The sequence below is a fragment of the Streptomyces sp. Go-475 genome, from assembly GCF_003330845.1.
GTDB lineage: Bacteria > Actinomycetota > Actinomycetes > Streptomycetales > Streptomycetaceae > Streptomyces.
The window spans coordinates 8148473-8175133 of the sequence record NZ_CP026121.1 but is presented as its reverse complement, the minus strand read 5'-3'; the positions used below and the strand labels follow the sequence as shown (position 1 = coordinate 8175133).

The window sequence follows — 26661 nt, the reverse complement described above, 5'->3', positions numbered from 1 at the left end:
CCCTGCGCGTCCTCGCGCGCGGCGGGGGCCCGACGCTGCTGTGGCGGGCCGTCCTCATGGCCGCCCTGGTGGGCGCGATCGGCCTGCTGCCCTGGCTGTCGCGCACCGACCCGGCGCTGACCGTGCTCAAGGCCCGCTCGGCCGACCGCGACCCGACACCCGAGACGCTGCGGGCCGTCCGTGACCAACTCGGCCTCGACGACGGCCCGTCGGCCCTGCTCGGCCGCTGGCTGGGCGGGCTGCTGCACGGGGACGCGGGCACCTCGTGGGTGTCCGGCACGCAGGTGCTGCCCGGCGTGGTGCAGGCGCTCGGCGTGTCGCTGCTGCTGATGGCGGGGGCCCTCGTGGTCGCGGCGGGCACGGCGACGGCGGTGTGCGCCCGTACGCTCCGGCTCGGCTCGCGGCGGCGGCTCGGTACGCGCGGCCCCGGCGGCACGGCGACCGCCGTGCTGGCGGCGCTGCCCGAGTTCCTCGTCGCCTCGGTGCTGGCCTCCGTGATCGGCGTGCAGCTGGGCTGGCTGCCGGCCCTGGGCTGGTACGGGCCGCAGTGGATGGTGCTGCCCTCGCTGGCCCTCGGCCTGCCCGCCGGGGCGGTCCTCGGGCGGATGCTGGACGACCTGCTGCCCGGCGCGTTCGCCGAGCCCTGGGCGCTGGCCGCCGCCGCGCGCGGGGTGCCGCCGAAGTCCGTGGCGCGGCAGGCGGTGCGCCGCTGCGTGCCCGCGCTGCTGCCGAACCTGGGCCTGTTCGTGGTCGGTCTGACCGGCGGCTCGGTCGCCGTCGAGCAGATCTTCGACATCCCCGGCCTGGGCCGGCTCACCCTGCAGGCCGCCCTGGCCCAGGACCTGCCCGTGCTGCAGACCGGCACGCTCGCGCTCGTCCTGCTCGCGGCCGCCGCCGGGATCCTCGCCCGGCTCACGGCCCGGCTGCTGATCGGGCCCGCGCTGCGCGACGGCGCCCTGCACTCCCTGCACCCGCCCGGTCCGCCCGCGCCCCGTACGCTGCCCCTGCTGTACGGGGCGCTGCTCGCCGCCGTCATCGGCTTCGGCCTGCCCCGTGACGCGCTCGCCCTGGACGCCCTGGGCCGGCTGCAAGCCCCTTCCCCGGCGCACCCGTTCGGCACGGACGCGCTCGGCCGGGACGTCCTCGCCCGGGTCTCCCACGGCGCGCTGACCACCCTCGGCACCGCCCTCGCGGTGAGCGCCGCCGCGCTGGCCGTGGGCCTGCTGCTGGGGCTGCTGCCGCGGCTGTCCGGGCCGCTGGTCGATCTCGTCAGCGCCGTACCGCCCGTCCTGGCCGGTCTGCTCGTCGCCGGCGTCGCGGGCAGCGGTCCCTGGACACCGGCGGTCGCCGTGGGCGTCGTGGCCTGGGCCCCGCTGGCCGCGCACACCTCCTCCCTGCTGCGCCAGGAGCGGGCGACCACCCACCTGGCCGCCACCCGCGCGCTGGGCGCCGGGCGCCGCTATCTGCTGTGGCACGAACTGCTGCCCGCCGTGCTGCCGCCGGTGGCCCGGCACGCGCTGATCCGGCTGCCCGGCATCGCGCTGAGCCTCGCGGCGCTCGGCTTCCTCGGCCTGGGCGCCCAGCCGCCGTCGCCCGAGTGGGGCCTGCTGCTCGCCGAGAACCAGCCGTACGCCGAGCGCGCCCCCTGGGCCGTCCTGTTCCCCGCCGCCGTGCTCGCCCTGCTCGGGGCGCTCGCGGTGACGGCCGCGGGCGGCGTACGGCTGCCCCGGCGGCGCGAGCGGTCCGAAAGCCCGGCCGGACCGCCCGGGGAACCGGTCGAATCCGCCCCGGGGCGGAACCGCCCTGACGCCCTCCTCGTCCCCGTGTCCACCTCACCGACAGAAGAACGATGACCGACCGCATATCCCGCGTGCTGCCCCGCCGAAGCTCCCCTACGCCCAAGGCCCCCCGCGCCCCGCGCGAGAGCACCTGGCGGCTGTGGAAGGACCTGTCCCCGCTGCTGCGGCTGCTGATCCTCACCCAGCTCGCCTTCAACATCGGCTTCTACGCCGTCCTGCCGTTCCTCGCCGAGCACCTCGGCACCGCCATCGGCATGGCGGGCTGGCTGGTCGGGTTCGTCCTCGGGCTGCGCACCTTCAGCCAGCAGGGGCTGTTCGTGGTCGGTGGCTGGCTCGTCGACCGGTGGGGCGTGCGTCCGGTCGTGCTGGCCGGCTGCGTGCTGCGCGTCGCCGGGTTCGCGTGGCTCGGATACGCGGCGGCGAGCTGGGCCGTGATCGGGGCGGTGCTGGTGATCGGTTTCGCCGCCGCGCTGTTCTCCCCCGCCGTGGAGTCCGAGGTGGCCCGCCAGGCGGTGGCCTGGGAGGAGGAGGGGCACGGCCCGCGCACGCGTGTGCTCGCCCTGTTCAGCGTGGCGGGGCAGGCCGGGGCCTTCGTCGGGCCGCTGCTCGGCGCGCTGCTGCTCGCCGTCGACTTCCGCACCGCGTGCCTGGCCGGCGCCGCGGTCTTCGTGCTCGTCCTCGCGGGACACCTGTGGCTGATGCCGCAGCACATCCCCGGCCGGGTCCGCGTCCGGAAGGGGGGTGGGGCGCGCGTGCTGCTGCGCAACCGCCGCTTCCTGGCCCTGTGCTGCGCGTACGGGACGTACCTGCTCGCCTACAACCAGCTGTACCTGGCGCTGCCGGACGAGGTGCAGCGCGCGGCGGGCTCCCAGGCGCCGCTGTCCTGGCTGTTCGCCCTGTCGTCGGTGCTCGTGGTGTTCGCCCAGCTCCCGGTGACCCGCTGGGCGGGCGACCGGCTCGACCTGCGCCGCTCCATGGCCGCCGGGCTGCTGTTGATCGCGTCGGGCTTCGCGGTGGTGGCCGCCGCCCGTCCCGCCGGGTGGACGGGCACGGCCGGGCTGCTGCCGGCCGCCGGGTTCGTCGTGCTGCTCACCGTGGGGCAGATGCTGGTGGTGCCCGCCGCCCGCGCCTGGGTCCCCGACCTCGCCGAGGAGGGCCGTCTCGGCCTGTACATGGGTGCGCTGTCCTCCGTCTCCGGCCTGATCGTGCTCGTCGGCAGCGCCGCCACCGGCTCCCTGCTCGACTCGGGCCTGCCCGCCGCGGTGCCGTGGCTGGTCCTCGCGGCCGTGCCGGCGCTGGCGGTGGCGCTGCTGCCGCGCCGGGAGGGGCGGGCGGCCCCGGCGGCCTGACCGGGCCCGGCAACCGCGCGGACGGGAGCGTCACTCCGCAGGGCGACGGCGCGCCCCGGGTTTTCCGGGACCGTTCCGTCCGGGAGCACCGCCGCGGAACACACTGATCATCCGGCGCCAGTATCCTGGGTCGGCTGCGGCACCCCCCACCAATCCCCGTGCGAACGCGGGGAGTTCGGCCTGCGGCAACGACCTTCCCACACGCATGAGACGAGGACGAGTGCTGCTAGCGGGCCGCTACCGGCTGGATGTTGAGATCGGGCGCGGTGGAATGGGAGAGGTCTGGCGCGCGTACGACGAGACGCTCGCCAGAGCGGTGGCGGTCAAGCTGCTGCTGCCCCAGGACACCGACGCCACGGCGGCCTCCCGGTTCCGCCTGGAGGCCCAGACGGCCGGGCGCCTCAACCACCCGAACCTGGTCGGTGTGCTGGACTTCGGCGAGTACGACAACCGGCTGTACCTGGTGATGGAGCTGGTCGAGGGCGACAGCCTCGCCGGGGTGCTGGCCGCGTCGGGCGCGCTCCCGGCCGGACGGGTGGCCGACCTCGCCGCCCAGGCCGCCGCGGGGCTCGCCGCCGCGCACGCGCAGGGCATCGTCCACCGCGACATCAAGCCCGCCAACCTGCTGCTGGACACGGGCGGCACCCTGAAGATCGGCGACTTCGGCATCGCGCGCTTCCTCGACGATCCCGGCGCCGCGCTCACCGCCACCGGCCAGATCGTGGGCACCGGCCTCTACCTCGCGCCCGAACGCGCCCTGGGGCAGCCCGCCGGGCCCGCCTCCGACATGTACTCCCTGGGGTGCGTGCTCTACCAGCTCCTCAGCGGCCGGCCGCCGTTCCAGGCGGACACCGCCGTCGCGCTCCTCCACCAGCACCTCGACAGCGCCCCGGTACCGCCCCGGGAGCTGGGGGTCGCCGGGCTGCCGCCGGCCTTCGAGAACTACCTCCTCGGGCTCCTCGCCAAGCAGCCCGAGGACCGGCCCTCGGCCCAGCAGGCCGCCGAGTGGTTCGCCGGCGGCGCCTGGCGGGGGCTGCCCGAGCCGCTGCCGGAGGCCGCGTCCCCGGTGCCGTCCGCCGCGCCGGGACCGTACGCTCCGGCCGAGCCCCGCAGCGCGACCACCTACGCGCTGCCCGGCGCCCCCGCGCTGCACACCACCCGTACGCCCCAGGCCGGGCGTGGCCGCCGCTCCGCGCCCCGTGAGGGCCTCGGCAACCGCCGAGCGGCCGCGACGATCGCCGCGGCGGCCCTCTTCGTCGCCGCGATGCTCGCCGGCATGCTCTGGTTCTCCCCCGACAACACCGCGACCAAGGGCACGGAACCGGACGCGTCACCGTCCGCGAGCAGCCCGGCCGCCACCCCCCTCCGACGGCCCGGCCTCGCCCCTCTCCTCCGACCCGGGGACGGCCACCGCTCCGGCCGCCGGCACCGTGGCCGATGTCACCCCCGCCACGACTCCGTCCACTGCCCCGGCCGACCCCCCGCCGACCCCCAGCCCCGCGGCCCCCACGCAGGAGGCGGCCACCGGCGCGCCGGAGAAGGCGGAGAAGCCGCGGCAGGAGATCCCGCGCCCCGTCCGGCCGGTCGGGGACGGCGACGACGACGGGGACGACGGGGGCGACGACTGACACGGCCCGCCCTCCGGCGGCCGGGATGCCCCTGTCTCGGACACGCCCGCCCTCCGGCGGCCCGGGGCGCCGCCCGTCTCGCGTTGATCCGCGGTGTCATGCGCCGGTGTGCGAGCGGGCGCCCCCTCACGCGCCCCCTGCGTGGCTTGTCATCGTCCTTATCCCGGCCTTATTGTCACCACGCCTTGGTGAACGGGAAATCCGGTGTGATGCCGGTGCGGCCCTCGCCACTGTGAATCGGGAAGTCCGGCTCCGGCCCTCACGGGCAGCCACTGGGTCCTGAAGGACCCGGGAAGGCGGAGCACGGGCGGTGGTACCCGTCAGCCAGGAGACCGGCCAAGGCGCGTCAACCATCCACGAGGTGCTGGAGAGGGTCTGCTGAGCCATGCACATTGCCGAGGGTTTCCTGCCTCCGGCGCACGCGGTCGCCTGGAGCGTCGCGTCGGCGCCGTTCGTCGTCCACGGAGTCCGGTCGCTCACCCGTGAGGTGCGCGAGCACCCCGAGAGCACACTGCTCCTCGGTGCCTCCGGCGCCTTCACGTTCGTCCTGTCCGCCCTGAAACTGCCGTCCGTCACCGGCAGTTGCTCCCACCCCACCGGCACGGGTCTGGGGGCCATCCTGTTCCGCCCGCCCATCATGGCGGTGCTGGGCACCATCACCCTGCTCTTCCAGGCCCTGCTGCTCGCGCACGGCGGCCTCACCACGCTCGGCGCCAACGTCTTCTCCATGGCGATCGTCGGGCCCTGGGCCGGATACGCCGTGTACAAGCTGCTGCGGCGCTCCAACGCGCCGCTGATGGTCGCGGTGTTCGCCGGCGCGTTCGTCGCCGACCTGTCCACCTACTGCGTCACCAGCGTGCAGCTGGCGCTCGCCTTCCCCGACCCGGGCAGCGGATTCCTCGGCGCGCTCGGCAAGTTCGGTTCCATCTTCGCCGTCACGCAGATCCCGCTCGCGGTGAGCGAGGGCCTGCTGACCGTGCTCGTGATGCGGCTGCTGGTGCAGTCGAGCAAGGGCGAACTGACCCGGCTGGGTGTGCTCCTCGCCAAGAAGCAGACCCGGACCGAGACCGAGGCGGTGGCCCGATGAGCCGGAACACGAAGATCAACCTGGTGCTGCTGGCCGTCGTGGCCGCGCTCGCCGTGCTGCCGCTCGCGCTCGGTCTCGGCGACCACAGGAAAGAGCCGTTCACCGGCGCCGACGCCCAGGCGGAGACGGCGATCACCGAGCTGGACCCGGGCTACGAGCCCTGGTTCTCACCGCTGTACGAGCCGCCGTCCGGGGAGATCGAGTCGGCGCTGTTCGCCCTCCAGGCGGCGATCGGCGCGGGCGTCCTCGCCTACTACTTCGGCCTGCGGCGCGGCCGCCGCCAGGGCGAGGAACGGGCCGCGGCCCGTCAACAGGCCGCTGACGGGGGCGCCGTGGGCGTCCCCGGGGAGTCCCCGGCCGAAGGGGCCTGAGCCGCGTGCTGCCGATCGACGCGGCGGCGCACGGCAGTCGCTGGCGCCGCCGCCACCCCGTGGACAAGGCCGTGCTCGGACTCGGCCTCACCGCGCTGGCGGTCTCCCTGCCGCCCTGGCCGGGCGCGGCCCTGGTGCTCGTGGCGGCGCTGTCCCTGCTGCTGGGTCCGGCCGGTGTGCCCGGGCGGCGGCTGTGGCGGGCCTACCGGGTGCCGCTCGGCTTCTGCGTCACCGGCGCGCTCACCCTGCTCGTCCAGATCGGCGGGCCGGGGGACTTCGTCTCCCTCGCCGGTGACGGGCCGGTGCGGGCCGCCGAGTTGCTGCTGCGCACCTCGGCGGCCTCCCTGGGCGTGCTGCTGTTCGCCTTCACCACGCCGATGTCCGACCTGCTGCCCCGCCTGGTGCGGGCGGGCGTGCCCGCGCCCGTCGTCGACGTCGCCCTGGTGACGTACCGGATGAGCTTCCTGCTCCTGGACTCCGTGCGCCGCGTCCGGGACGCCCAGGCCGCCCGGCTCGGGCACACCAGCCGGGCCGCGGAGTGGCGGTCCCTGGCCGGGCTGGGCGCCACCGCGTTCGTCCGGGCCTTCGACCGGGCGGCCCGCCTCCAGGCCGGTCTCGCCGGGCGCGGCTACGACGGCACCCTGCGCGTCCTGCTGCCCGAGGCCCGGGTCTCCGTCCGTTTCACCACGGCCAGTTGCGCGCTCCTCGCGGCGCTGGCCGTCCTCACCTTCGTGCTGGAAAGGCCGCTGACATGAGCGAGGCCGCCCTGGTCGCCCTGCGGGGCGCGTCCTTCGCCTACGAGGACGGCCCGGCCGTGCTCAGCGGCCTCGACTTCGAGATCCGCGAGGGGCGCGCGCTCGCGCTGCTCGGCCGCAACGGCAGCGGCAAGACCACGCTGATGCGGCTGCTCAGCGGCGGACTGAGGCCGCTCGAGGGCCGGCTGACGGTCGACGGGCGGCCGGTGACGTACGACCGCGGGGGCCTGACCCGGCTGCGGACGACCGTCCAGCTGGTGGTGCAGGACCCGGACGACCAGCTGTTCGCGGCCTCGGTCGAGCAGGACGTGTCGTTCGGGCCGCTGAACCTCGGCCTGGACGACGCGGAGGTGCGGGCGCGGGTGGCGGAGGCGCTCGACGCCCTGGACATCGCCGCCCTGGCCGACCGGCCCACCCATCTGCTCTCCTACGGGCAGCGCAAGCGGACCGCCATCGCCGGCGCGGTCGCCATGCGGCCCCGGGTCCTCGTCCTCGACGAGCCGACGGCCGGACTCGACCCCGACGGCCAGGAACGGCTCCTCGGCACGCTCGACGGGCTCCGCGCCCGGGGCACCACGGTCGTGATGGCCACCCACGACGTCGACCTCGCCCTGCGCTGGGCCGACGACGCGGCGCTCCTCACCCCGTCCGGCGTGCGCACCGGGCCCGCGCCGGCGGCACTGGCCCGCACCGATCTGCTCCGGGAGGCGGGGCTGCGGCTGCCGTGGGGCGCCGCCGCGGCGGAACTGCTCCGCGCTCAGGGCGTGCTGACGGAGTCGGCGCCGGGCCCGCGTACGCCGGACGAGCTGGCCGCCCTCGCGGCGGGGCAGCGGCTGCGGACGGCCGGGAGCGGCGGCTGAGGAGGAGGGCGCGCCGGTCAGTCGAAGTACGACTGGAGCGAGCCGCGGCGGCGGACGTCGAGCGTCGCGCAGTGGAACGAGCCGCCGAACGGCGCGTAGTGCAGCAGGTCGCACGGGATCGGCTCGAAGCCCCATTTCTCGAGCGCGCGCAGCATGCCGGTGTGGTGCCGCTCGGCGATCACCCGCCGCTCGTCGACCATGAGCACGTTCATGCTGAGCCACTTGCCGCACATCGAGGTGACCTTGAGCAGCCGCTCGTCGATCGGGTCGGGCTCGGGGGCGATCAGGACGTCCCAGGAGTCCAGGATGCCGGGCAGCCGGTCGACGTCGATGTACTCGGGGTTGACCAGCACCTTTCCGGGCGCGAGCAGGACGAACGTGGTGTCGATGTGCATGGGTGTGCGGCAGCGGCTCTCGATCTCGTGGATGCGGTACCCCGGCCCGAGGTGACGGCGCAGCCACTCGATGCCCATCGCGTTGGTGACGTTGCTGCGCGTCACGAACAGGTCGCGGCCCGCCCGGACGAAGTCCGCCGCGTCGAAGACGGGTTCGAACTCGGTGAGGATGTAGCGCATGGGGTCGCCGTCCTCCGGGACGCGGAAGTCCGGATCGAACAGCTCGTCCGTGAGCTGCGGTTTGGGGGCCGCAGTCCAGCGCGCGCCGCGCCGGAAGTAGTCCTTGAGGATGGGGCGGTAGGAGTGCGTCTCGAAGTACCGGCACGGCCACGCCATCGGGGTCTCGATGATCTCGTCGCCGATCACGAGCATGCTGTCCCGGGGACAGGTGTTGCAGAAACCGCGTGAGGACCAGTCGGGGGTGGCGAAGCGGCGCCGGTGGTCGACCGCGTCCGGGCGCCGGACGGTGACGCCGAGGGACTCCAGCAGGGTGACGAACCCGTCGATCTCCTGCTGCGCCTTCTCGACGAGCATCCGCGGGTACCGGAAGCCCGCGGCGAGCCCCTGCAGCCGCCCGGCCCAGGGGGGCACGTTGCAGGTCACCACCGGGTGGTCGGAGGGGATCGTGGCGCCTTCGAGGCGGCCGACGATGATCTCCTCCAGCGGGTCCCACTCGGTGTGCGAGTCGACCGGCGACACGGGCTGCTCCGCCGGCTCGCCGTTCGCGGCGGGTACTCCGGGGTTCTGCAGGACCGTCATGCTCACCCCCTGGGGATCGCGGGCTTCACCGATGCGCCGCCCGTGCCCGGCTGCTCACCGTGGTCCGCGGGAGCCGTCCGCGTCAACGGTCACGACGCCCTCGGTACCCAGCCGGTTGCCCCGAATTCGCTTGTCCACGCTCGCGGCGCCGCACTACGTTGCCGAGGTGGATCTCTTCTCACGCTCCTGGACGGCGTTGCGCGAGGCGGTCGCCGGTCTCTCCGACGAGGACTTCGCCCGGCCGTCCGGCTGCACCGGCTGGCTGGTGCGGGACCTGGTGTGCCACCTGGTCATCGACGCCCAGGACGTCCTGATCACCCTCGCCACCCCTTCCGACCGGGAGCCGACCCGGGACGCGGTGTCCTACTGGGAGGTCTCCGGCACACCGCCGACGGGCGACGACCCGCTCGACGCGCTGACGGTCCGGCTGGCCGCGGCGTACCAGGAGCCGCACCTGCTCACGTTCCACCTGGACGACGTCGGCTCCGCCGCCGGCCGCGCCGCCCTGCTCGCCGACCCGGCCGCCAGGGTCGGCACCCGCGACGAGGTTCTGACGGTGGCCGACTACCTCTCGGTGTACGTCCTGGAGTGGACGCTGCACCACCTCGACCTGATCGCGTACCTGCCGGACCCGGAGCAGCCGCCGGCGGAGGGGCTCACCCGGTCCCGCGAGCTGCTGGAGCGGATCCTGGGGAGCCCGTTCCCCGCGTCGTTCCACGACGTGGACGCGCTGCTGGTCGGCACCGGGCGGCGGGCGCCGACCGAGGCGGAGCGGGCCGAGCTCGGCGAGCTGTCCGCGAGGCTCCCGCTGTACCTCGGCTGACGGGCTCCCCGGCCGGCCGGTCAGGCTCCCGGGGAGGACGATCCCGCTGCTCAGGGGCCCGCGGTCGGACGGTTCCGGGTGAGGTGGGAGCATGGGGGCATGGACATCCGCCGCCGGAACAACGTGCACATCACCGGTCGCGCCGACGCGCCGGTGCTGCTCCTGGCCCACGGGTTCGGCTGCGACCAGAACATGTGGCGCCTGGTGGTGCCCGCGCTGGCGGAGCGGTACCGGGTCGTGCTGTTCGACTACGTCGGCTCCGGCGGGTCGGACCTGTCGGCGTGGAGCGAGGAGAGGTACGCGTCGCTGCACGGCTACGCCGCGGACGTCGTCGACGTGTGCGAGGAGCTGGACCTGCGGCAGGCGGTGTTCGTGGGGCACTCGGTCAGCGCCATGGCCGGGGTGCTGGCGGCGCAGGCCGCGCCCGAGCGGATCGGGGCGCTCGTGATGGTGACGCCCTCGCCCTGCTACATCGACGACGAGGGCTACCGCGGCGGCTTCAGCACGGCGGACATCGACGAACTGCTGGACTCCCTGGAGGCGAACTACCTGGGCTGGTCGTCCGCGATGGCCCCGGTGATCATGGGGAACCCGGACCGGCCGGAGCTGGGCCGGGAGCTGACCAACAGCTTCTGCGCCACCGACCCCGACATCGCCCGGGTCTTCGCCCGTACGACCTTCCTCTCCGACAGCCGCGAGGACCTGAAGAGCGTGTCCGTGCCGACGCTGGTGCTGGAGTGCGAGCAGGACGCCATCGCGCCCCGCGAGGTCGGCGCCTACGTGCACGCGGCGATCCCCTCCTCCCGCCTGGTCACGCTCGCCGCCACGGGCCACTGCCCGCAGCTAAGCGCGCCGGAGGCCACCGCCGAGGCGATCCTCGGCTTCCTGGAGTCCCGGCAGTGATGTGCCGCGCGGGCGGGATGCCGGAGCCCGCGGGGAAGGGGCCCGGTACGGACGCGGCGTTCTCCGCGCTGCTGGAGGACAGCGCGGAGGACCTGTACGAGTCGGCGCCGTGCGGCTATCTGTCCACGATGATGGACGGCACCATCGCCAAGATCAACGCGACGCTGCTGGACTGGCTCGGCCTGGAACGCGAGGCCGTGGTGGGCCGCAGGCGCTTCGCGGATCTGCTCACCGTCGGCGGCAGGCTGTACCACGAGACGCACTTCGCGCCGCTGCTGCGCATGCAGGGCGAGCTGCGCGGCGTCGCGCTGGAGATGAGGAGGCAGGGCGGCGGCCGGCTGCCGGTGCTGGTCTCCGCCGTGGTCAAGCACGGCACCGGCGGCGAGCCCCTGCTGATCCGCATCACCGTCTTCGACGCCTCCGACCGCCGCTCCTACGAAGAGGAACTGCTGCGCCGCCGTAAGGACGCCGAGCGGGCCCGGGTCGACGCCGAGCAGGCCCGCGTCGAGGCCGAGCGGGCCCGGGCGGAAGCGGAACGGGCCCGTGCCGAGGCCGAGCGGGCCCATGCCGAGGCGGACCGGGCCAGACGGCAGGCCGAAGCCGACCGGACCCGGCTGGCCGACGCGCTCGCCGTCCTGCAGCAGTCCCTCGTGCCGGACTCACTGCCCGCCGTACCGGGCCTGGAGACGGCCGTCCACTACCACACGGCCGCGCCCGACCAGCTCGGCGGCGACTTCTACGACCTGTTCCCCGTCGCCGGCGACCGGTGGGCGTTCTTCCTCGGCGACGTGTGCGGCAAGGGCCCCGAGGCCGCCTCCCTCACCTCGCTGACCCGCTACACCCTCCGGGCCGCCGCGCACCACGATCCGGAGCCGGCCGCCGCCCTGGCCACGCTCAACGCCGTGCTGCACGAGCGGTACACCGCCGACGGCGACCCCCGCTACTGCACCTGCGTCTTCGGTGTTGTCGAGCCCGGCGGCGAGGACGGGTCCGCGACCGTGCGCATCGCCTCCGGCGGCCACCCGCCGGCGCTCGTCCTGCGGTCCGACGGCAGCGCCGGATACCTGCCCACCCCCGGCGGCATGCTCGTCGGCATCCTGCCCGGCGCGCCGATCGGCACGGCGGAGACCGTCCTGGCCGCCGGCGACACGCTGGTGCTGTACACCGACGGCCTCACCGAGGCCCGGACCGGCCCCGCCCGCGACGCCCTCTACGGCGAGGACGCCCTGCGCGCCTTCGGCGCCGACCGCGCCCCCGCCGGACCACGCGAGGTCATCACCGCGCTGACCGGGCTGCTGGAGAGCTTCGGCGACGGTCTCGACGACGACACCGCCCTGCTCGCCCTCGGCGTCCCCGCCGCCCCGTCCCCGATCCGCCCGACCACGAGCCCCACCTCATGAAGCCGCTGACCATCGACCACCGCTCCACCGCGACCGGCCTCGTCCTCCGCGTGGCCGGCGACCTGGACTTCGACCAGGCACCCGAGCTGCGCCGGCAGATCGGCCTGCTGGCCCTCGCGCCGGGACAGTGCCTCGTCCTCGACCTGTCCGGGCTGGAGTTCTGCGACTCCTCCGGCATCACCGCCCTCCTCGCCGCCCGCCAGCACGCCCTGGCCGCGGAGGCCGACGCCGTCCTGGCCGCCGTACCGGCGCACCTGCTGCGCGTCCTCACCCTCGTCGGTCTCGACCAGGTCTTCACTCTGCGCCCGCACAGCGACCCCGCGTCCTGAGTCCGCCCGCCGTGCCCCTTGGCGCTCCCCGCACACCACCGCCGGGCCGGAAAACACTTGGACTGAGGGGTCGCCGTCGCGGGACACTTCCGGACTCGAACCGAAATCCACACATCCGTTGCGGCGATGGCCCCTGCCCGCCCACAGCGCGTGGCGGCGGGCCACAGGACGACACAGGGGTGGGATGGAAACGCCTGGAACACGCAGGGTTCAGCCGGGCAAGCGCTCGGTGCTTCTCGCACTTCGTTACTACGGACGGGAGTTGGCCCGGCTTCGCCGGTGGACGGCTCCCGCGATGCTGCTCTCGGCGCTGGGCAACATCGGAATCAACTACGTCGCGCCGCTGATCGTCGCCAAGCTCGTCGGCGACATCGCCGGTGACAAGGACGTCAGCGTCGCCTCGGCACTGCCGTACGTGCTGGGCTTCGCCGGGGTCCTGCTGGTCGCGGAGGCACTGTGGCGCATCGCCCTGCACTGCCTCAACCGGCTCGACGCCCTCGGCATCGAGCACCTGTACGTCATCGGGATGGACGAGCTGTTCGCCAAGGACGCCACGTTCTTCCACGACAACTTCGCCGGCTCGCTGACCAAGCGGGTCCTCAGCTTCGCCTCCCGCTTCGAGCCGTTCGTGGACACGCTGACGTTCCAGATCATGGGCAGCTTCGTGCCGCTGACGTTCGGCGCGGTGGTGCTGTGGCGCTACGAGCCGCTGCTCGTCGTCGGCCTGCTGTCCATGATCGCGCTGACGGCGGTGCTGGTCGTGCCGCTGATCCGCCGGCGGCAGCGGCTCGTCGACGAGCGTGAGGAGGCGATCGCCCGGGTGTCGGGCCATGTCGCCGACAGCCTGATGAACATGGACACGGTGCGGGCGTTCGCCGCCGAGGAGCGCGAGGCCGCCGAGCACCGCTCCCGGGTCGCCACGTCACGCCGGCTCACCCTGCGCTCGTGGGACTACGGCAATCTGCGCATCGACACGCTGGTCGCGCCGATGTCCGTGGTCACCAACACGGTGGGTCTGCTGCTCGCGGTGACGCTCGCCGGGGGCTCCCTCGGCGTGGAGGGGATCGTGGTCGCCTTCACGTACTACACCAACGCGACCCGCATCATGTTCGACTTCAATCAGATCTACCGCCGGCTGGAGAGCTCGATGACGGAGGCCGCGCAGTTCACCGAGCTGCTCCTGACGCCGCCGACCGTGCTCGACCCGCCGGAACCGGAGCCGCTGCGGCCGCGGGCGGCCGATGTGCGCTTCGAGAAGGTGACGTTCGCGCACCGGGGTGGCCGGCCGCTGTTCGACGGGCTCGACCTGACCGTGCCGAGCGGGGCGAAGCTCGGCCTCGTGGGCCGGTCCGGCGGCGGCAAGACCTCGCTGACCCGGCTGCTGCTGCGGATGACGGACATCGACGGCGGCCGCATCCTGATCGGCGGCCAGGACATCAGCCGGCTGCGCCAGGCCGACCTGCGCGGTCAGATCGCCTACGTGCCGCAGGACCCGGCGATGTTCCACCGCACCCTGCGGGAGAACATCGCCTTCGCCCGGCCGGACGCCAGTGAGGCCGAGGTCCGCCGGGCGGCCGAGGCGGCGCACGTCACGGAGTTCGCCGACGCGCTGCCGGACGGCTTCGACACCATGGTGGGCGAGCGGGGCGTCAAGCTGTCCGGCGGTCAGCGCCAGCGCGTCGCGCTCGCCCGGGCGATCCTGCGGGACGCGCCGATCCTGCTGCTGGACGAGGCGACCAGCGCGCTGGACTCGGAGAGCGAGCTCCTAGTCCAGGAGGCGCTGTGGCGGCTCATGGAGGGCCGGACCGCGCTGGTGGTGGCGCACCGGCTGAGCACGGTCGCGGGCATGGACCAGTTGGTCGTCCTGGACCGCGGCCGGATCGTCGAGCAGGGCACCCACCAGGAACTGCTCGCGCTCGACGGGGCCTACGCGAAGCTGTGGGAGCACCAGTCGGGCGGGTTCCTCGACGACACCGCCGGGCGGGCCGAGGTGCTGTAGCGCCGGCCCGGGGGCCGTCTCCCCGCCGTGGGGAGGCGGCTTCCGGACGGTGTGCCGTCATGCCAGGTCCAGGCGGGTGTGGACCAGGTGGGCGAGGTGGGTCAGCGTCCGGTCGCTGCTCATCAGCTCGGCGGCGGTGAGGCGGACGTCGAAGTGCTCGCCGGCCCGCACCAGGAACTCGGTGCTCAGCAGCGAGTCGAGGCCGAAGTCGGTCACCGGCCGGGCCGGGTCCAGTTCGTCGGGGTCGCTGTGCAGGACGGCGGCGAGCAGCCGGGTCAGGGTCCGGGCGATGGCGGCCCGGGCGTCGTCGGATGTCATGGCGGACAGTTTCCGCAGCAGGTCGGCGCGGCCCTCCGGGTCGGGGGCGGCGTCCGCCGGGACGACGCCGGTGAAGCGGGCCGTGGCCAGGGCGGGCAGCAGGCGGCGGGCGCGGCTCCAGCGGTAGCGGCCGATGCCCGCCACGTCGGTGCCCGGCTGGAGCAGGCCGCCGGCGGTGGCGAGGGCCTCGGCGACGGGGAGGGGCTGGAAGCCGCGTTCGGCCAGGGCGTCGCCGATGCCGTGCCGGGCGACGTATCCGGTCTCGCCGATCGGGCCGAAGGCGAGGGTCGTGGCCGGCCTGCCCTGGGCGCGGCGGGCCCGGGCCTGGGCCTCCAGGTAGGCGTTGCCGGCCGCGTACGGGGCCTGGCCGGCGTTGCCGACGGCGGCGGCGATCGAGGAGTAGGTGAGGAACAGGTCGAGGTCGTGGTCCGCGGTGACGCGGTGGAGCAGGGCCGCGCCGTCGGCCTTGGGGGCGAGGACGGCGGTGAAGCGGTCGTCGGTGAGGTCCGCCAGGGCCGCGTCGTCGAGGTGCATCGCGGCGTGGACGACACCGCGCAGCCGGTGCCCGGTGGCGTCGACCGCGTCGACGACCCGGCGCAGCGCCGCCTCGTCGGTGACGTCGGCGGCGTGGGCGGTGGCGTGGACGCCGCGCCGGACCAGCTCCTCCAGCAGGGCCGGGGCCTCGGGGGTGGCCTGCCCGCGGCGGGAGACCAGCGCCAGGTGCCGGGCGCCGTGGTCGGCCAGCCACCGTGCGGTGGCGGCGCCGAAGCCGCTCGCGCCGCCGGTCACGAGGTAGGTCCCGTCGGCGTCGAGGGTGGGCACGCGGGGTGCGGGGCGGACGGGGACGGGTTCGTCCAGCGGGTGTTCGAAGGAGACGACGACCTTGCCGATGTGCCGGGAGTGCTGGAGGACCTGGAAGGCCTCCTCCACCCGGGCGGCCGGGTAGACCGTGTGCGGCAGCGGGCGGTAGACGCCGCGGTCGATGTGGGAGACGAGGTCCGCGACGAGGCGGGCGCCGCGTTCGGGATCCAGGAGGACGTGGTCGAGGTTGAAGCCGATGAAGGTCAGGCTGCGGTCGAAGGGGCGCAGCGGCAGCGTGTTGTTGAGGTAGATGTCCCGTTTCCCCAGTTCGACGAAGCGGCCGTTGGGGCGCAGCAGGTCCAGGCCGTGGGCGATCGCCTCACCGCTGAGGGAGTTGACGACGACGTCGACGCCCCGCCCTTCGGTGAGTTCGCGGACGCGCGGGACGAAGTCCAGGCTGCGTGAGTCCAGTACGTGCGGGACGCCGAGGCTGCGCAGCAGGTTGCGCTTGGTCTCGGTGCCGGCGGTGGCGATGACGTGGGCGCCCCGGGCGTGGGCGCACTGCAGGGCGGCCAGGCCCACGGCTCCGGCGCCGCCGTGCACGAGCACCGTCTCCCCGGCTGCCAGGCGGGCCTGCTCCACCAGGGCGTGGTGGATCGTCAGGAAGGCGACGGGGAAGGTCGCCGCCTCGGCGTCGCTCATGCCGTCGGGGATCTGCAGCAGGGCGTTGGCGGAGGTGACGCTGTGGGAGGCGAGGGCCGCGGGGACGGCACCGCAGACCCGGTCGCCGACCGCGAAGCCGGTCACGCCGGGTCCGACGGCGCACACGATCCCGGCACCGTCGGTGCCGAGGCCGCGGCTGAGGGGGCTGTCCTCCACGGCTTCGGGCGGCAGCAGGCCGTTGGCACGCAGCGGGTCACGGTAGTTCAGCGCGACCGCGCGCAGCTCGACGGCGACTTCCCCGGGGCCGGGGCGTGGGACGGCGGTCTCCCGCCAGATCAGGCGCCGGGCCGGGCCGGGGTCGCGGGTCTCCAGGACGAAGGGGGCGCCGGTGCGGACGGCGGGGGGCTCGTCGGCCGGATGCTCGATGTACCGGGGGGTGAAGCGGCCGGACGGTGTGAGGACGATCTCGTCCTCGTCGGCGCCGTCGGTCCCGTCCGGGGAGTGGCCCGGGGTGAGCAGTTCCGCGGCCAGCCGCCGGGCGTCGGCGGCCGGGTCGGTGGTGCGGTCGAGGGAGACGCGCCGCAGTCCCAGGCCGGGCTGTTCGTTGGCCAGGGCGCGGGCGGCGCCCCAGACGGCGGCGTCCTCGGGGTGCGCGGGGCGTTCCGGGGCGGGGAACAGGCCGGTGGGGCGGGTGACCAGCCACACCTGGGGCGGGCGGTCCTCGGGTCGGGTGCGGCAGGCGGCGGCCAGGGCGCGCAGGACGCTCGCGCGGTGGGTGGTCCGGGCGACGAGCTGCCGCGGGTCGGGCTCGGCGAGGAGCAGGACGATGCGCGGCGCGGCCTCGGCGGGCAGGGCCGCCGTCCACGCGCCGGTGTCGGCGGGGGCGGTCAGGACGGTCGCCGGGCCGAGCAGTGCGGCCAGTTCGCGTGCGGTCGGGGTCTCGGTGTCGGTCTCCGTGGCGACGATCCAGGCCGTGTCGGGCGGTGGTGCGGGCAGGGTGGGCGGGGCCGTCGCAGCGGCCGGTGCGGCGGCCGCGACGACCGAGTGATCGGCGGGCCCGGTCTGCCACGGGCCGGTGAAGCCGCACCGCTCCAGCAGGGGGATCCAGGCGTCGTGGGGCAGCAGCCGGGTGGTGGGGCGCAGGGCCCGGTCACCGCGCTTCCACCAGGACTCCAGCCCGCCCAGCAGCAGGGCGTCGAGCCGGTCGTGGTGCCGTTCGGTGGCGAGCAGGTGGCCGCCGGGGGCGAGGAGCGCGCGCACGTGTCCCAGCGTGGCGGCCAGGTCGGCGGTGGCGTGCAGGGCGTCGCCGGCCAGGACGAGGTCGAAGCTCGCCGGTGCGAAGCCCTGGACGGCCGGGTCGGCGTCCGGGTCGAGGGTGCGGTACTCGATGAAGGGGCAGGCGGCGAAGCGGTGCCGGGCGCGGGCGAAGGGGGCGTTGGACGGGGCGGTGCAGGTGTAGTGGGCGCGGTCGGCCGGGAGCAGCGGCAGCACCGCGGCGGTCAGGGCCGTGGTGGTCGCGCCCACCTCCAGGACGCGCAGGGGGCGGTCGGCGGGCCAGTCGTGGACGATCCGGTCGAGCAGGGCCTGCACGACGCGGTGGGTGAAGCGGTGGGCGGGGGCGGTCTCCTGCCACTGTTCGAGGAAGGTGTCGCCGACGGGCAGCAGGTCGCGGGGGTCGACGTCGCCGCGCAGCACCTCGGGCAGCTGCCGCAGCTGACTGTTGATCAGCAGGGCGGCCGGGCCGAACCGCGGGTGCCCCGCCACCAGGTTCCGCAGCGACTCCTCGGGGGACGGTGTGCCGTCGGTCAGCCGCCAGGTATCGCCGTCGGCCTCGGCCAGGTGGTGCTCGGCCAGCAGGGGGAGCATCAGGCGCACCAGCCTGCGGTGGCGCGGTGCCAGGCCCCGTCCGACCAGATCCGGCATGGTGAACGGCGCGCCGGGGCGGGGCGTCAGCTCGCGCAGGGCCGCTGCCCAGCAGGCCGCGCCGGCCCTTTCGGCGGCGGCGGTGAAGGCCGCGTGGCCGCTGTCCTCCCATGCGGCGCGGGCGGCGGCGACACGGCCTCGGGCGGCCTTGGCCAGTGCGGCCGGAGCGGGCAGCGGGGACGGCGGGGCGGGCGTCGAGGGGTGCGGGGCCGCGCGCAGGACGGTGCGCTGGACGGTCAGCGGGGCGTGGTCGGAGAGCCGGGCACGCCGGGTGCGGCACTTGTCGATCTGGGCGCTGACGGTGCCGTCGAGGTCGGCGTAGGTGATGTCCCAGCAGATCTCGTTGGCGCTGCGGCTGCAGCGCCGCAGGTGGACGACGCCCTCCTGCGCGGGGGTGCGCCAGACCCGGACCGCGCCGAAGGCCGAGGGCAGGTAGCCGGCGGCTTCCGGGGTCGGCCGGTCGGCCAGGGCGACGGTGGCCTGCAGGGGGCCGTCCAGCAGGACGGGGTGGACCGTGTAGCCGTCGGCGGGGTGGTCGAGCCGGTACCGGGCGAGGAGTTCGCCGTCGCCGACGTCCAGGCTGTGCAGGAGCCGGAACCCCGGGCCGAGTTCCAGTCCGACGCGGTGGCAGTGCTCGTAGAAGTCCGGGCCGGTGAGGGCGCGGGGGCAGCGGGCCCTCACCGCGGCGATGTCCAGCGGTGCGGGGGCGGTGCCCAGGCGGGTGCGCACCTGGGCGCGGACGACCGGCTGGACCTCGGTGTCGCGGGTGTCCCTGCTGCTGATGGTCAGGGTGCCGTCGGCGGGGGTGACGGCGGTCTGGAGCGCGGCTCCCGCCGGGTCGGGCCACGCGATCGCGAAGGGGCGGGAGATCTCCAGGTGCCGTACCTCCACCGGGCGGTCCAGCGCCCGCAGTCCGGCCGTGACGGCCATCTCCACGTACGCGGCGGCGGGCATGAGGACGTCGCCGCCGACCCGGTGGTCGCCCAGCCAGGGCACGAGCTGGGGTTCGACGCCGCCGTGCCACAGGGGGTGGGGCGCGGGCTGGCGTTCGCCGAGCAGGGGGTGGTCCAGGGCTCCGGTGCCGCTGGTGTGCAGGACGAGGTCCTGCGGGGTGCCGTGCCAGTGCCGGTCGCGCTGCCAGGGGTAGGCGGGCAGGTCGGCGACCCGGCCGGGGTGCGGGAAGTGCGTCGGCCAGTCCACGTCGGCGCCGGCGGCGAGCAGGGCGGCGACGGCGGCCGTGGCCTCGCGCGGCCCGTCCCCGTCCCGGTGCAGGGTCGGCACGTACGTCAGATCCGTGCGGCGCAGGTACGGGCGCAGGACCGGGTGCGGTCCGATCTCCACGACGATGCCGACGCCCTCGTCCGCGAGCCGGTCCATGGCCTCGGCGAAGCGGACCGGTTCGCGCACGTTGCGCCACCAGTACGCCGCGTCGAGTTCCGGGCCGGTCAGCGGGGTCGCGGTGACGGTGGAGACGAACGGCACCCGTGCCGTGCCGGGGGTCAGCCCGGCGAGGGCGGCGCGCAGGGGTTCCTCGATGGGGTCCATGGCGCGGCTGTGGAAGGCGTAGTCCAGGTCCAGTTCGCGGAAGAAGACGTCCCGGGCCGTCAGGCCGGCGCCGAGGGCGGCCAGCGCGTCGGGGTCGCCGGCCACCGTCACGTCGCGGTCGCTGTTGATCCCGGCGATCTCCAACGCCCCGTCGAAGCGGGCCAGTTCCGCTCGGGCCGCGTCCTCGGCCAGCCCGACGGCGGCCATGCGGCCCCGGCCCGCGGTGGTGGCCTGGGTGCGGCTGCGCTGGGCCAGCACCAGCGCGGCCTGCTCCAGGGTCAGCGCCCCGGCCGCGTGGGCGGCGGCCACCTCTCCGACGCTGTGCCCGGCGACCGCGGCGGGGCGCAGTCCCTGGGCGGCCAGGAGGGCGGTCAGGCCCGTCTGCACGGCGAACAGCACCGGCTGGGCGATCTCGGTGCGCGCCCAGCGTGCCGCGGTGGGACGCTCCAGCTCCTTCGCCACGGACCAGCCCAGATGCGGGGCCAGCGCGGCGTCGGTCTCCTCCACGGCGGCACGGAAGGCGGCTTCGGCCGCCATCAGCCCGGCGGCCATCCCCGGCCACTGGGAGGCGTTGCCGGAGTAGACGAACGCCACGGCGCCCCGCTCGGCCCGGCGGGTCACGGCCCCGCCGGCCGGCGCGTCGGTGAAGAGGTTCTCCAGCGCGTCGGCGGCCTGCCCAGGGTCGGCGGCGAGCACGGCGGCACGGTGCGGGTGGGCGCTGCGCCGCAGCGTGCTGGTGCGGGCGAGGTCGTAGAACTCCTCCGGTGCCGCGCCGCGCAGCCGTTCGGCCATCCGCGCGGTCAGCTCCCGCAGTGCCTTGGGCGACCGCGCGGAGACCACCACCGGCAGGGGCCGGTCCACCGGCTGCGGCGCGGGCGGCCCGGGAGGAGGCGGTACGACGATGGCGTGGGCGTTGGCGCCGCCGAAGCCGAAGGAGTTCACCCCCACCGCGGCCCGTGCCGTGCGGGGCAGTTCGACCGGCGTGACGGTGGGGGCCAGGCCGAGGGCGTCGAAGTCGATGGCCGGGTTGAGGGGCAGGGCGTGCAGGGAGGCGGGTGCGGTCCGGTGGCGGAGCACCAGGATCGCCTTGAGCAGTCCGGCCATGCCCGCCGCGGGCTCCAGATGGCCCAGGTTGGACTTGACCGACCCGATGGGCAGCGGGCCGGCGCCGCGCCGGGTGCCGAGGGCGCGGCCGACGGCTTGGGCCTCGGCGGGGTCGCCGACGGGTGTGCCGGTGCCGTGCGCCTCGAAGTAGACCAGGTCGTCCGGGCCGATGCCGGCCTCCTCGCACACCGCCCGCAGCAGCGCCTCCTGCCCTTGGGAGCTGGGCAGTGTCATGCCGGTGGTGCGGCCGTCGCAGTTGCTGCCGGTGCCGGCGAGGACGGCGTGGATCCGGTCGCCGTCGGCCACCGCGTCGGCCAGCCGCTTCAGCACGAGCACCGCGCCGCCCTCGGCCCGCACGAAGCCGTCGGCCTCGGCGGAGAAGGCCGCGCACCGACCGCGCCGCGACAGCATCCCGGCGTAGGAGAACCCGGCGAACGAGAACGGGTTCATGAGGACGTTGACACCGCCGGCCAGGGCGACGCGGCTGCTGCCCTCCCGCAGGGTGCGGCAGGCGCGGTCCAGCGCCACCAGGGACGAGGAACAGGCCGTGTCGACGGCCATGCTGGGGCCGCGCAGGTCGAAGGCGTACGACAGGCGGTTGGCCGCGATGGACAGGGTCGCGCCCGGCATGGTGTGCGGGCTGGTGTGGTCCTCCAGCATCGACAGGACGGTGCCGTAGGCCGGGTCGGAGACGCCGACGTACACGCAGGTGTCGGACCCGGCGAGCGCCTCCGCGGGGAGGGCGGCGTCGTCCAGCGCCTCGGCGGCCATCTCCAGCAGCAGCCGCTGCTGCGGGTCGAGGTGGGCCGCCTCCTTGGGCGAGATGCCGAAGTAGGCGGCGTCGAACGACGCGATGTCGTCGAGGAAGCCGCCGGCGGCGGTGTAGCTGCGGCCCGGCCGCACCGCCCCCGGATCGACGAACCGGTCCTTGGGGAACCGGTCCGGCGGCATCTCCCCGACGAGGTCGCGCTCGTCCCGCAGGGCCGCCCACAGCCCGTCCAGGCCGGTGATCCCACCCGGCAGCCGGCAGCCGATGCCCACCACCGCCACGGACCGGTCGTCCCGTCCCACCGCCATGAACTGCCCCCCTGCTGCCCTGAGTTCGTCGTCCGAGCGGGGTGACACTGCCCTGGCGGCCCGTCGGCCAAGGTTCGTTTCACCCGTGGGTGTGATCCCGGTCCGCCACACGAGTGATCGTCAGATCACCGTGCGTGACCGGCCGTTACGGTGGCGCGGTGCTCGAAGCTCCGCGTGCCCGCTTGACAGCCGTCGCCGTCCATCTGCCGTCCCGCTACCGGACCATGGAGGAGATCCGGGCCGGGATCGCCGCCGCCGGAAGTCCCTACGTCCCGCCGCCCGGCCTCCTGGAGGACCTCACCGGTGTGCGCGGTGTGCACGCCGGCGAGCCGGGGGTGTGCGCCTCGGACCTCGCGGTCTCGGCCGCCCGCAAGGCCCTCGCCGAGGCCGGGACGACCATCGACCAGGTCGATCTGCTGCTGTTCGCCGCCACCTGCCACGACATGCTCGAACCGTCGACCTGCCACCTCGTGGCCGCCAAACTCGGCGCCACCTGCCCGGTGTTCGACGTGAAGAACGCCTGCAACAGCGTCCTCAACGCCATGGAGGTGGCGACCGCGTTCATCGCCACGCGCCGCTACCGCACGGTGCTCATCGCCTGCGGCGAGGTGGGGTCCATGGTGACGCGCTGGCACGTCCCCGACCACGAGGCCCTGTTGCGGGCCATGCCCGGCTACACGGTCTCCGACGCCGGCGCCGCCCTGCTCCTCACCGCCGGGCCCGCCGGGGACGGCGACCCCGGGGTGCTCTCCCTGCGGTTCGCCGCGGACTCCACCGCCTGGAACGCCTGCACGGTGAGCGGCGGCGGCTCGATGCACCCCCGGGCGTTCGACGACGAGCACCTGACGATCCGGCTCAACGGCGACCTGCTGCGCACGACCGCGGTGGAGGGCCTGACGTTCCTCCGGGAGGCGGCGGAGCGGGAGTTGGAGGCGGTCCGCTCCAGCGCCTTCATCGCCTTCCACCAGATCGGCATGCCGCAGTACCAGGAGATGGTCGACAAACTGCCCCTGCCCGCCGACCGGTGCCTGCCCGCCGTCGCCGAGCACGGCAACTGCGCCGCGGCCTCGCTGCCCCTGCAACTGGTCAAGGCGCGGGAGACCGACCGCATCGAGCCCGGCGACACCGTGGCGATGCTCGGCCTGGCCAGCGGCATGAGCTTCGGTCTGGCGCTGGTGCGCTGGTGACCGCCGACAGCCGGCGCCTGTCCGCCGCCGCGCGCACCTCCGTCCTGCAGGAGCTGCTGCCCGGCTACCCCGCGCGCGAGCACTGGCGGCTCGTACCGTCGACCGGCCAGCACTACCTCGACGTCGGCAGCGGCGCGCCGCTGCTGTTCCTGCACGGCAACCCGACCTGGAGCTACGCCTGGCGCAAGCTGCTGCCCACGCTGGTCCCGCACGCCCGGTGCCTGGCCCCGGACCTGCCCGGCCTCGGTCTGTCCCAGCACCTGGCGCCGCCGCCCGGCCCGGCGGACCGCTACCTGTACCAACTGGACCACCTGGACGCCCTGTACCGCCATCTGGTCCGTGACGCGGGTGTCCCGCCGCAGGGCTGGACGTTCGCCTTGCACGACTGGGGCGGCCCGCTGGGCTTCGCCTGGCTGCTGCGCAACCCGGGCGTCGTCTCCCGCCTGGTGGTCCTCAACACCGTCGCCTTCCCGTGGCCCGACGGCTACCGGCTGCCGTTCTACCTGCGCTGGATCCGGGACCACCGGCCGGTGGCCGCCGCCGTCCACGCCACCAACGCCTTCGCCCGGGCCACGGTCCGGGTCGGCGTCACCCACCGGCTCAGCGCCGCCGAGCGGCGTGCCTACCTGCTGCCCCATCTCCGCCGCGACAACCGCAGGGCGATCACCGAGTTCGTCCGCGCGATCCCCCGGGGCCCCGAGGACGCGGCCTGGCGGCTGCTCACCCCGCCCGCGGGGGCGGACGACCTGGGACGGCTGCCCATGCTCCTCGGCTGGGGCATGCGCGATCCGGTCTTCACGCCGCTGGTCCTCGACGAGTGGATCCGCCGCCACCCGCACGCCGTCGTCCACCGCTTCCCCCGTGCCGGCCATCTGGTGATGGACGACGCCGGGGCCGAACTCGGCGTCCACATCCGCGACTTCCTGCGAGGACAGCGATGACCGCCGCACCCGACCGTGTCTTCACCCGCCTGGCCCGCCTCACCGAGCACCCGCGGGCGACCGTGCTCGTCCGCTGCGCCGGCGCCCTGTCCACCGAGGAGGTGACGGCGGCCCAGCTGCTGGACGGCTGCCGCCGCACCGCCGACGCGCTCCGGGCGGCCGGGGTGCGGCGCGGCGACAAGGCCGTGGTCATGACCCGGGACGCCTACCGGCTCGTGGCGTCCGTCTACGCGTTGATCTCGCTCGGCGCCGTCCCCGTGCTGATCGAGCCGCGCGCGGAGGTGCGGCGCTGCCTGGACGAGATCGCCCCCGGTGTGTTCATCGGGGAGCCCCTGGCCCATGTGGCGCGGCGGGCCCTGGGCTGGGGCCGCGGCCGGGTCCGTACGGCTCTGGTCACCGGCCGCGGCTTCCCGGGCCGCGGCCGGCTCCTGGGGGAGAGCCTGCCGTTGGAGGTGCCGGACGGCAGCGGTCCGGCGCCGGGCCTCCCGGAACCGCGGCCGGACGACCTGGCGATGATCGCCTTCACCTCGGGGTCCACCGGGCAGCCCAAGGGCGTGGAGTACCGCCACTCGACCCTGGCCGGGCAGCTGACCGCCCTGGACGCCGTGCTCGGCGCCGAGGCCGGTGACGTGCTGCTGTCCTGTTTCCTGCCGTTCGCCGCGCTGGGCCCGCTGCTCGGCGTGACGACCGTCGCCCCGCAGGTCGACCATCTGGCCCCGGCCCGCACGCCCCCGGGGTACCTGGTCGGGCCGCTCCTGGGCCACCGGGCGACCCTCGTCCTCGGCTCACCGGCGGTCCTCGCCCTGATCGCCGGGCACTGCGTCCGCCATGGCCTGACGCTGCCCTCGGTCCGCCGCGTGCTGTCGTTCGGCGCGCCGCTCCGCCCCCGGCTCGTCGGCATGCTGGCGAAGGCCCTTCCGCCCGGGGCGGAGATCCTCAGCGTCTACGGCGCCACCGAGTGCCTGCCGGTCGCCGCGATCGACGCGGACGCGCTGCGCGTGCAGCCTCCGGTCGGGCACGCCGGCACCTGTCTGGGCCACCCCCTGCCCGGTGTCAGGGCGCGTGTCCTCGACGCGGACGGCAGCGGGCTCGGGGAGATCGCCGTCGCCGGGCCCATGGTCAGTCCGGCCTACCATGCCCGCCCCGACGCGACGGACGCCGCCAAGTCGCTCGCGGACGGGGCCCTGTGGCACCGCACCGGCGACCTGGGACGCCTCGACGACGACGGCCGCCTGTGGTACCTCGGCCGCACGGCCCATCTCGTGACCGGCGCGGGCTTCACCCTCACCACCGAGGACATCGAGGCCGCCGCCGACACCGCCCCCGGCGTCCGCCGCACCGCCCTGGTCGGGGTCGGCCCCACCGGGCGGCAGCGGGCCGTGCTCTGCGTCGAACCGGAGCGCGGCGCGCGGAAGGAGGCGGTCGTGGACGCGCTGCGCGCCGTTCTCGGCGGCCATCCGCAGGCCCGGAACATCGGCACCGTGCTGTTCCGTCCGCGCTTCCCGACCGACATCCGCCACAACTCCAAGATCGACCGTGCCCGGCTCGCCGCGTACGCCGCCACGGGAGGCCGGCCTTGAGGGTCCTGGTCACCGGCGGAAGCGGCTTCCTGGGGCAGGAGATCTGCCGCCGGCTCGTCGCCCGCGGCACCGAGGTCTCCTCCCTCGGCCGCCGCCCGAGCCCCGCCCTGGAGGGCCTCGGTGTCCGGCACCACCAGGGCGACCTGGCCGACCCGGCCGCCGTCTCCCGCGCGGTCGCCGGCTGCGACGCCGTCCTCCACAACGCCGCCCTCGCCGGGGTCAGCGGCCCGCTCGCGCCGTACTGGAGGACCAACGTCCTCGGCACCCGCAACGTCATCGACCAGTGCCGCGCCCACGGGGTCGGCACGCTCGTCCACACGTCGACCGCCAGCGTCGTCTTCCGGCCCGGCGGGCTGGAGAACGCGGACGAACGCTGCCCCTACCCCGACCGGCACCTGGCCGCCTACCCGCGCACCAAGGCCGTCGCGGAAGCCCTCGTGCTGGCCGCCCACTCCCCCGGCCTGGCCACCGTCTCCCTGCGCCCCCACATCATCTGGGGGCCCGGCGACCCGCACTTCGCCCCGTCCCTGGCGCGGGCCGTGCGCGCGGGCCGGCTGGTGATGCCCGGCGACGGCGGCAACCTCGTCGACACGACCCATCTGCACACCGCCGCCCACGCCCACCTGCTCGCCCTGGACGGGCTCCGGGAAGGCCGCCCCATCGGGGGCCGCGCCTACTTCGTCACCCAGGACGAGCCCCGCCCGCTGCGCGAGATCACCGCCCATTTCCTGCGGGCGGCCGGGATCGACGCCGCCTGGTGCGGCGTGCCGCGCCCGCTGGCCCGGGCCGCCGCGACCGCCTGCGATTCCGCCCTGCGGCTGACCGGCCTCGCCCGTACCCACGCCCTGAGCCGCTTCCTCGTCGCGGAGCTGCTGCACCCGCACTGGTTCAGCGTCGAAGCCGCCCGCCGCGACCTGGGGTTCGAACCGCCGATCACCTTCGACGCGGGCATCGCGGCGCTGTCGGGGGCGTGAGCGCGGTCGTGCACCTGTCCTTCTTCGAGGACGGCCACGACCGCGTCGGCCACGCGGCCGGCTGAGCGGCGGGGAGGCGCCCCGGCACGCG

19 protein-coding genes, 1 pseudogene and 1 riboswitch are annotated in these 26661 nt (G+C 75.2%); of the genes and pseudogenes, 17 read left to right on the top strand and 3 right to left on the bottom strand.

Features of this window, described 5'->3' with window-relative positions:
- The first annotated feature begins 56 nt into the window (after positions 1-56).
- From C1703_RS37005 to C1703_RS40360, 3 genes and pseudogenes are all read left to right on the top strand, one after another.
- Complete coding sequence (locus C1703_RS37005; RefSeq protein ID WP_114257787.1) at positions 57-1853, top strand: ABC transporter permease subunit; 1797 nt, start codon at positions 57-59, stop codon at positions 1851-1853.
- Entirely contained in the window at positions 1850-3148 is a 1299-nt protein-coding gene (locus tag C1703_RS37000; RefSeq protein ID WP_114256925.1) for an MFS transporter, read from the top strand. The genes C1703_RS37005 and C1703_RS37000 overlap by 4 nt, the downstream gene beginning before the upstream one ends.
- 205 nt (positions 3149-3353) lie before the next feature.
- A pseudogene (locus tag C1703_RS40360) lies at positions 3354-4094 on the top strand (serine/threonine-protein kinase); the annotation flags it as partial.
- 176 nt (positions 4095-4270) lie between these two features.
- Here C1703_RS40360 and C1703_RS40355 read toward each other — a convergent pair.
- Positions 4271-4426, bottom strand: coding sequence for a hypothetical protein (locus tag C1703_RS40355; RefSeq protein WP_343236416.1), 156 nt, complete (start codon positions 4424-4426; stop codon positions 4271-4273).
- Between the two features lie 152 nt (positions 4427-4578).
- Here C1703_RS40355 and C1703_RS36990 point away from each other — a divergent pair, with 152 nt between their 5' ends.
- The 5 genes from C1703_RS36990 (at position 4579) to C1703_RS36970 (ending at position 7849) form a co-directional block, all read left to right on the top strand.
- Positions 4579-4776, top strand: coding sequence for a hypothetical protein (locus C1703_RS36990; RefSeq protein WP_114256924.1), 198 nt, complete (start codon positions 4579-4581; stop codon positions 4774-4776).
- 169 nt (positions 4777-4945) lie between these two features.
- Positions 4946-5132, top strand: a riboswitch (cobalamin riboswitch).
- 29 nt (positions 5133-5161) lie between these two features.
- Entirely contained in the window at positions 5162-5863 is a 702-nt protein-coding gene (locus C1703_RS36985; protein ID WP_114256923.1) for an energy-coupling factor ABC transporter permease, read from the top strand.
- Positions 5860-6234: an energy-coupling factor ABC transporter substrate-binding protein gene (locus C1703_RS36980; RefSeq protein ID WP_114256922.1), complete on the top strand. Its 375-nt coding sequence runs from the start codon at positions 5860-5862 to the stop codon at positions 6232-6234. Before C1703_RS36985 ends, C1703_RS36980 begins: the two co-directional genes overlap by 4 nt.
- Before the next feature lie 5 nt (positions 6235-6239).
- Entirely contained in the window at positions 6240-6989 is a 750-nt protein-coding gene (gene cbiQ / locus C1703_RS36975; protein WP_114256921.1) for a cobalt ECF transporter T component CbiQ, read from the top strand.
- Complete coding sequence (locus tag C1703_RS36970; RefSeq protein ID WP_114256920.1) at positions 6986-7849, top strand: ATP-binding cassette domain-containing protein; 864 nt, start codon at positions 6986-6988, stop codon at positions 7847-7849. Before cbiQ ends, C1703_RS36970 begins: the two co-directional genes overlap by 4 nt.
- A gap of 17 nt (positions 7850-7866) precedes the next feature.
- Here the strand turns inward: C1703_RS36970 and C1703_RS36965 are convergent, their stop codons facing one another.
- The gene (locus tag C1703_RS36965) at positions 7867-9003 is read right to left on the bottom strand and encodes an amidinotransferase (RefSeq protein ID WP_198678378.1); all 1137 of its coding nucleotides are present in this window, start codon (positions 9001-9003) and stop codon (positions 7867-7869) included.
- Positions 9004-9169: 166 nt separating this feature from the next.
- On the opposite strand from C1703_RS36965, the gene C1703_RS36960 reads away from it, so the two are divergent.
- The 5 genes from C1703_RS36960 (at position 9170) to C1703_RS36940 (ending at position 14457) form a co-directional block, all read left to right on the top strand.
- Complete coding sequence (locus C1703_RS36960; RefSeq protein ID WP_114257785.1) at positions 9170-9826, top strand: maleylpyruvate isomerase N-terminal domain-containing protein; 657 nt, start codon at positions 9170-9172, stop codon at positions 9824-9826.
- 99 nt (positions 9827-9925) lie between these two features.
- On the top strand, positions 9926-10729 hold the full coding sequence (locus C1703_RS36955; protein ID WP_114256919.1) for an alpha/beta hydrolase: 804 nt from the start codon (positions 9926-9928) through the stop codon (positions 10727-10729).
- The gene (locus tag C1703_RS36950; protein WP_114256918.1) at positions 10729-12129 is read left to right on the top strand and encodes a SpoIIE family protein phosphatase; all 1401 of its coding nucleotides are present in this window, start codon (positions 10729-10731) and stop codon (positions 12127-12129) included. The genes C1703_RS36955 and C1703_RS36950 overlap by 1 nt, the downstream gene beginning before the upstream one ends.
- Positions 12126-12458, top strand: a complete 333-nt coding sequence (locus C1703_RS36945) for an STAS domain-containing protein (protein ID WP_114256917.1) — start codon at positions 12126-12128, stop codon at positions 12456-12458. The genes C1703_RS36950 and C1703_RS36945 overlap by 4 nt, the downstream gene beginning before the upstream one ends.
- Before the next feature lie 184 nt (positions 12459-12642).
- On the top strand, positions 12643-14457 hold the full coding sequence (locus tag C1703_RS36940) for an ABC transporter ATP-binding protein (protein WP_114256916.1): 1815 nt from the start codon (positions 12643-12645) through the stop codon (positions 14455-14457).
- A gap of 57 nt (positions 14458-14514) precedes the next feature.
- On the opposite strand, the gene C1703_RS36935 is transcribed toward C1703_RS36940, so the two are convergent.
- Positions 14515-21888, bottom strand: coding sequence for a type I polyketide synthase (locus C1703_RS36935; protein ID WP_232840708.1), 7374 nt, complete (start codon positions 21886-21888; stop codon positions 14515-14517).
- 182 nt (positions 21889-22070) lie between these two features.
- On the opposite strand from C1703_RS36935, the gene C1703_RS36930 reads away from it, so the two are divergent.
- Genes C1703_RS36930 through C1703_RS36915 form a run of 4 tightly spaced genes read left to right on the top strand, consistent with a single transcriptional unit; the run spans position 22071 to position 26570 of the window.
- Positions 22071-23075 (top strand): 3-oxoacyl-[acyl-carrier-protein] synthase III C-terminal domain-containing protein, encoded by a 1005-nt coding sequence (locus tag C1703_RS36930; protein WP_232840707.1) that lies wholly within the window; start codon positions 22071-22073, stop codon positions 23073-23075.
- Positions 23072-24016 (top strand): alpha/beta fold hydrolase, encoded by a 945-nt coding sequence (locus tag C1703_RS36925; RefSeq protein WP_232840706.1) that lies wholly within the window; start codon positions 23072-23074, stop codon positions 24014-24016. The genes C1703_RS36930 and C1703_RS36925 overlap by 4 nt, the downstream gene beginning before the upstream one ends.
- Entirely contained in the window at positions 24013-25596 is a 1584-nt protein-coding gene (locus C1703_RS36920; protein WP_114256915.1) for an AMP-binding protein, read from the top strand. The genes C1703_RS36925 and C1703_RS36920 overlap by 4 nt, the downstream gene beginning before the upstream one ends.
- Complete coding sequence (locus C1703_RS36915; RefSeq protein ID WP_114256914.1) at positions 25593-26570, top strand: NAD-dependent epimerase/dehydratase family protein; 978 nt, start codon at positions 25593-25595, stop codon at positions 26568-26570. The genes C1703_RS36920 and C1703_RS36915 overlap by 4 nt, the downstream gene beginning before the upstream one ends.
- The last annotated feature ends 91 nt before the right edge of the window (positions 26571-26661 follow it).

Excerpts from the sequence above, each read along its gene's own strand:
- C1703_RS37005 (WP_114257787.1), top strand. The coding sequence starts at position 57 with ATGGCCGCCCTGGTGGGCGCGATCGGCCTGCTGCCCTGGCTGTCGCGC.
- C1703_RS37000 (WP_114256925.1), top strand. The coding sequence starts at position 1,850 with ATGACCGACCGCATATCCCGCGTGCTGCCCCGCCGAAGCTCCCCTACG.
- C1703_RS40355 (WP_343236416.1), bottom strand. The coding sequence starts at position 4,426 with ATGCCGGCGAGCATCGCGGCGACGAAGAGGGCCGCCGCGGCGATCGTC.
- C1703_RS36985 (WP_114256923.1), top strand. The coding sequence starts at position 5,162 with ATGCACATTGCCGAGGGTTTCCTGCCTCCGGCGCACGCGGTCGCCTGG.
- C1703_RS36980 (WP_114256922.1), top strand. The coding sequence starts at position 5,860 with ATGAGCCGGAACACGAAGATCAACCTGGTGCTGCTGGCCGTCGTGGCC.
- C1703_RS36970 (WP_114256920.1), top strand. The coding sequence starts at position 6,986 with ATGAGCGAGGCCGCCCTGGTCGCCCTGCGGGGCGCGTCCTTCGCCTAC.
- C1703_RS36965 (WP_198678378.1), bottom strand. The coding sequence starts at position 9,003 with ATGACGGTCCTGCAGAACCCCGGAGTACCCGCCGCGAACGGCGAGCCG.
- C1703_RS36955 (WP_114256919.1), top strand. The coding sequence starts at position 9,926 with ATGGACATCCGCCGCCGGAACAACGTGCACATCACCGGTCGCGCCGAC.
- C1703_RS36950 (WP_114256918.1), top strand. The coding sequence starts at position 10,729 with ATGTGCCGCGCGGGCGGGATGCCGGAGCCCGCGGGGAAGGGGCCCGGT.
- C1703_RS36945 (WP_114256917.1), top strand. The coding sequence starts at position 12,126 with ATGAAGCCGCTGACCATCGACCACCGCTCCACCGCGACCGGCCTCGTC.
- C1703_RS36940 (WP_114256916.1), top strand. The coding sequence starts at position 12,643 with ATGGAAACGCCTGGAACACGCAGGGTTCAGCCGGGCAAGCGCTCGGTG.
- C1703_RS36935 (WP_232840708.1), bottom strand. The coding sequence starts at position 21,888 with ATGGCGGTGGGACGGGACGACCGGTCCGTGGCGGTGGTGGGCATCGGC.
- C1703_RS36920 (WP_114256915.1), top strand. The coding sequence starts at position 24,013 with ATGACCGCCGCACCCGACCGTGTCTTCACCCGCCTGGCCCGCCTCACC.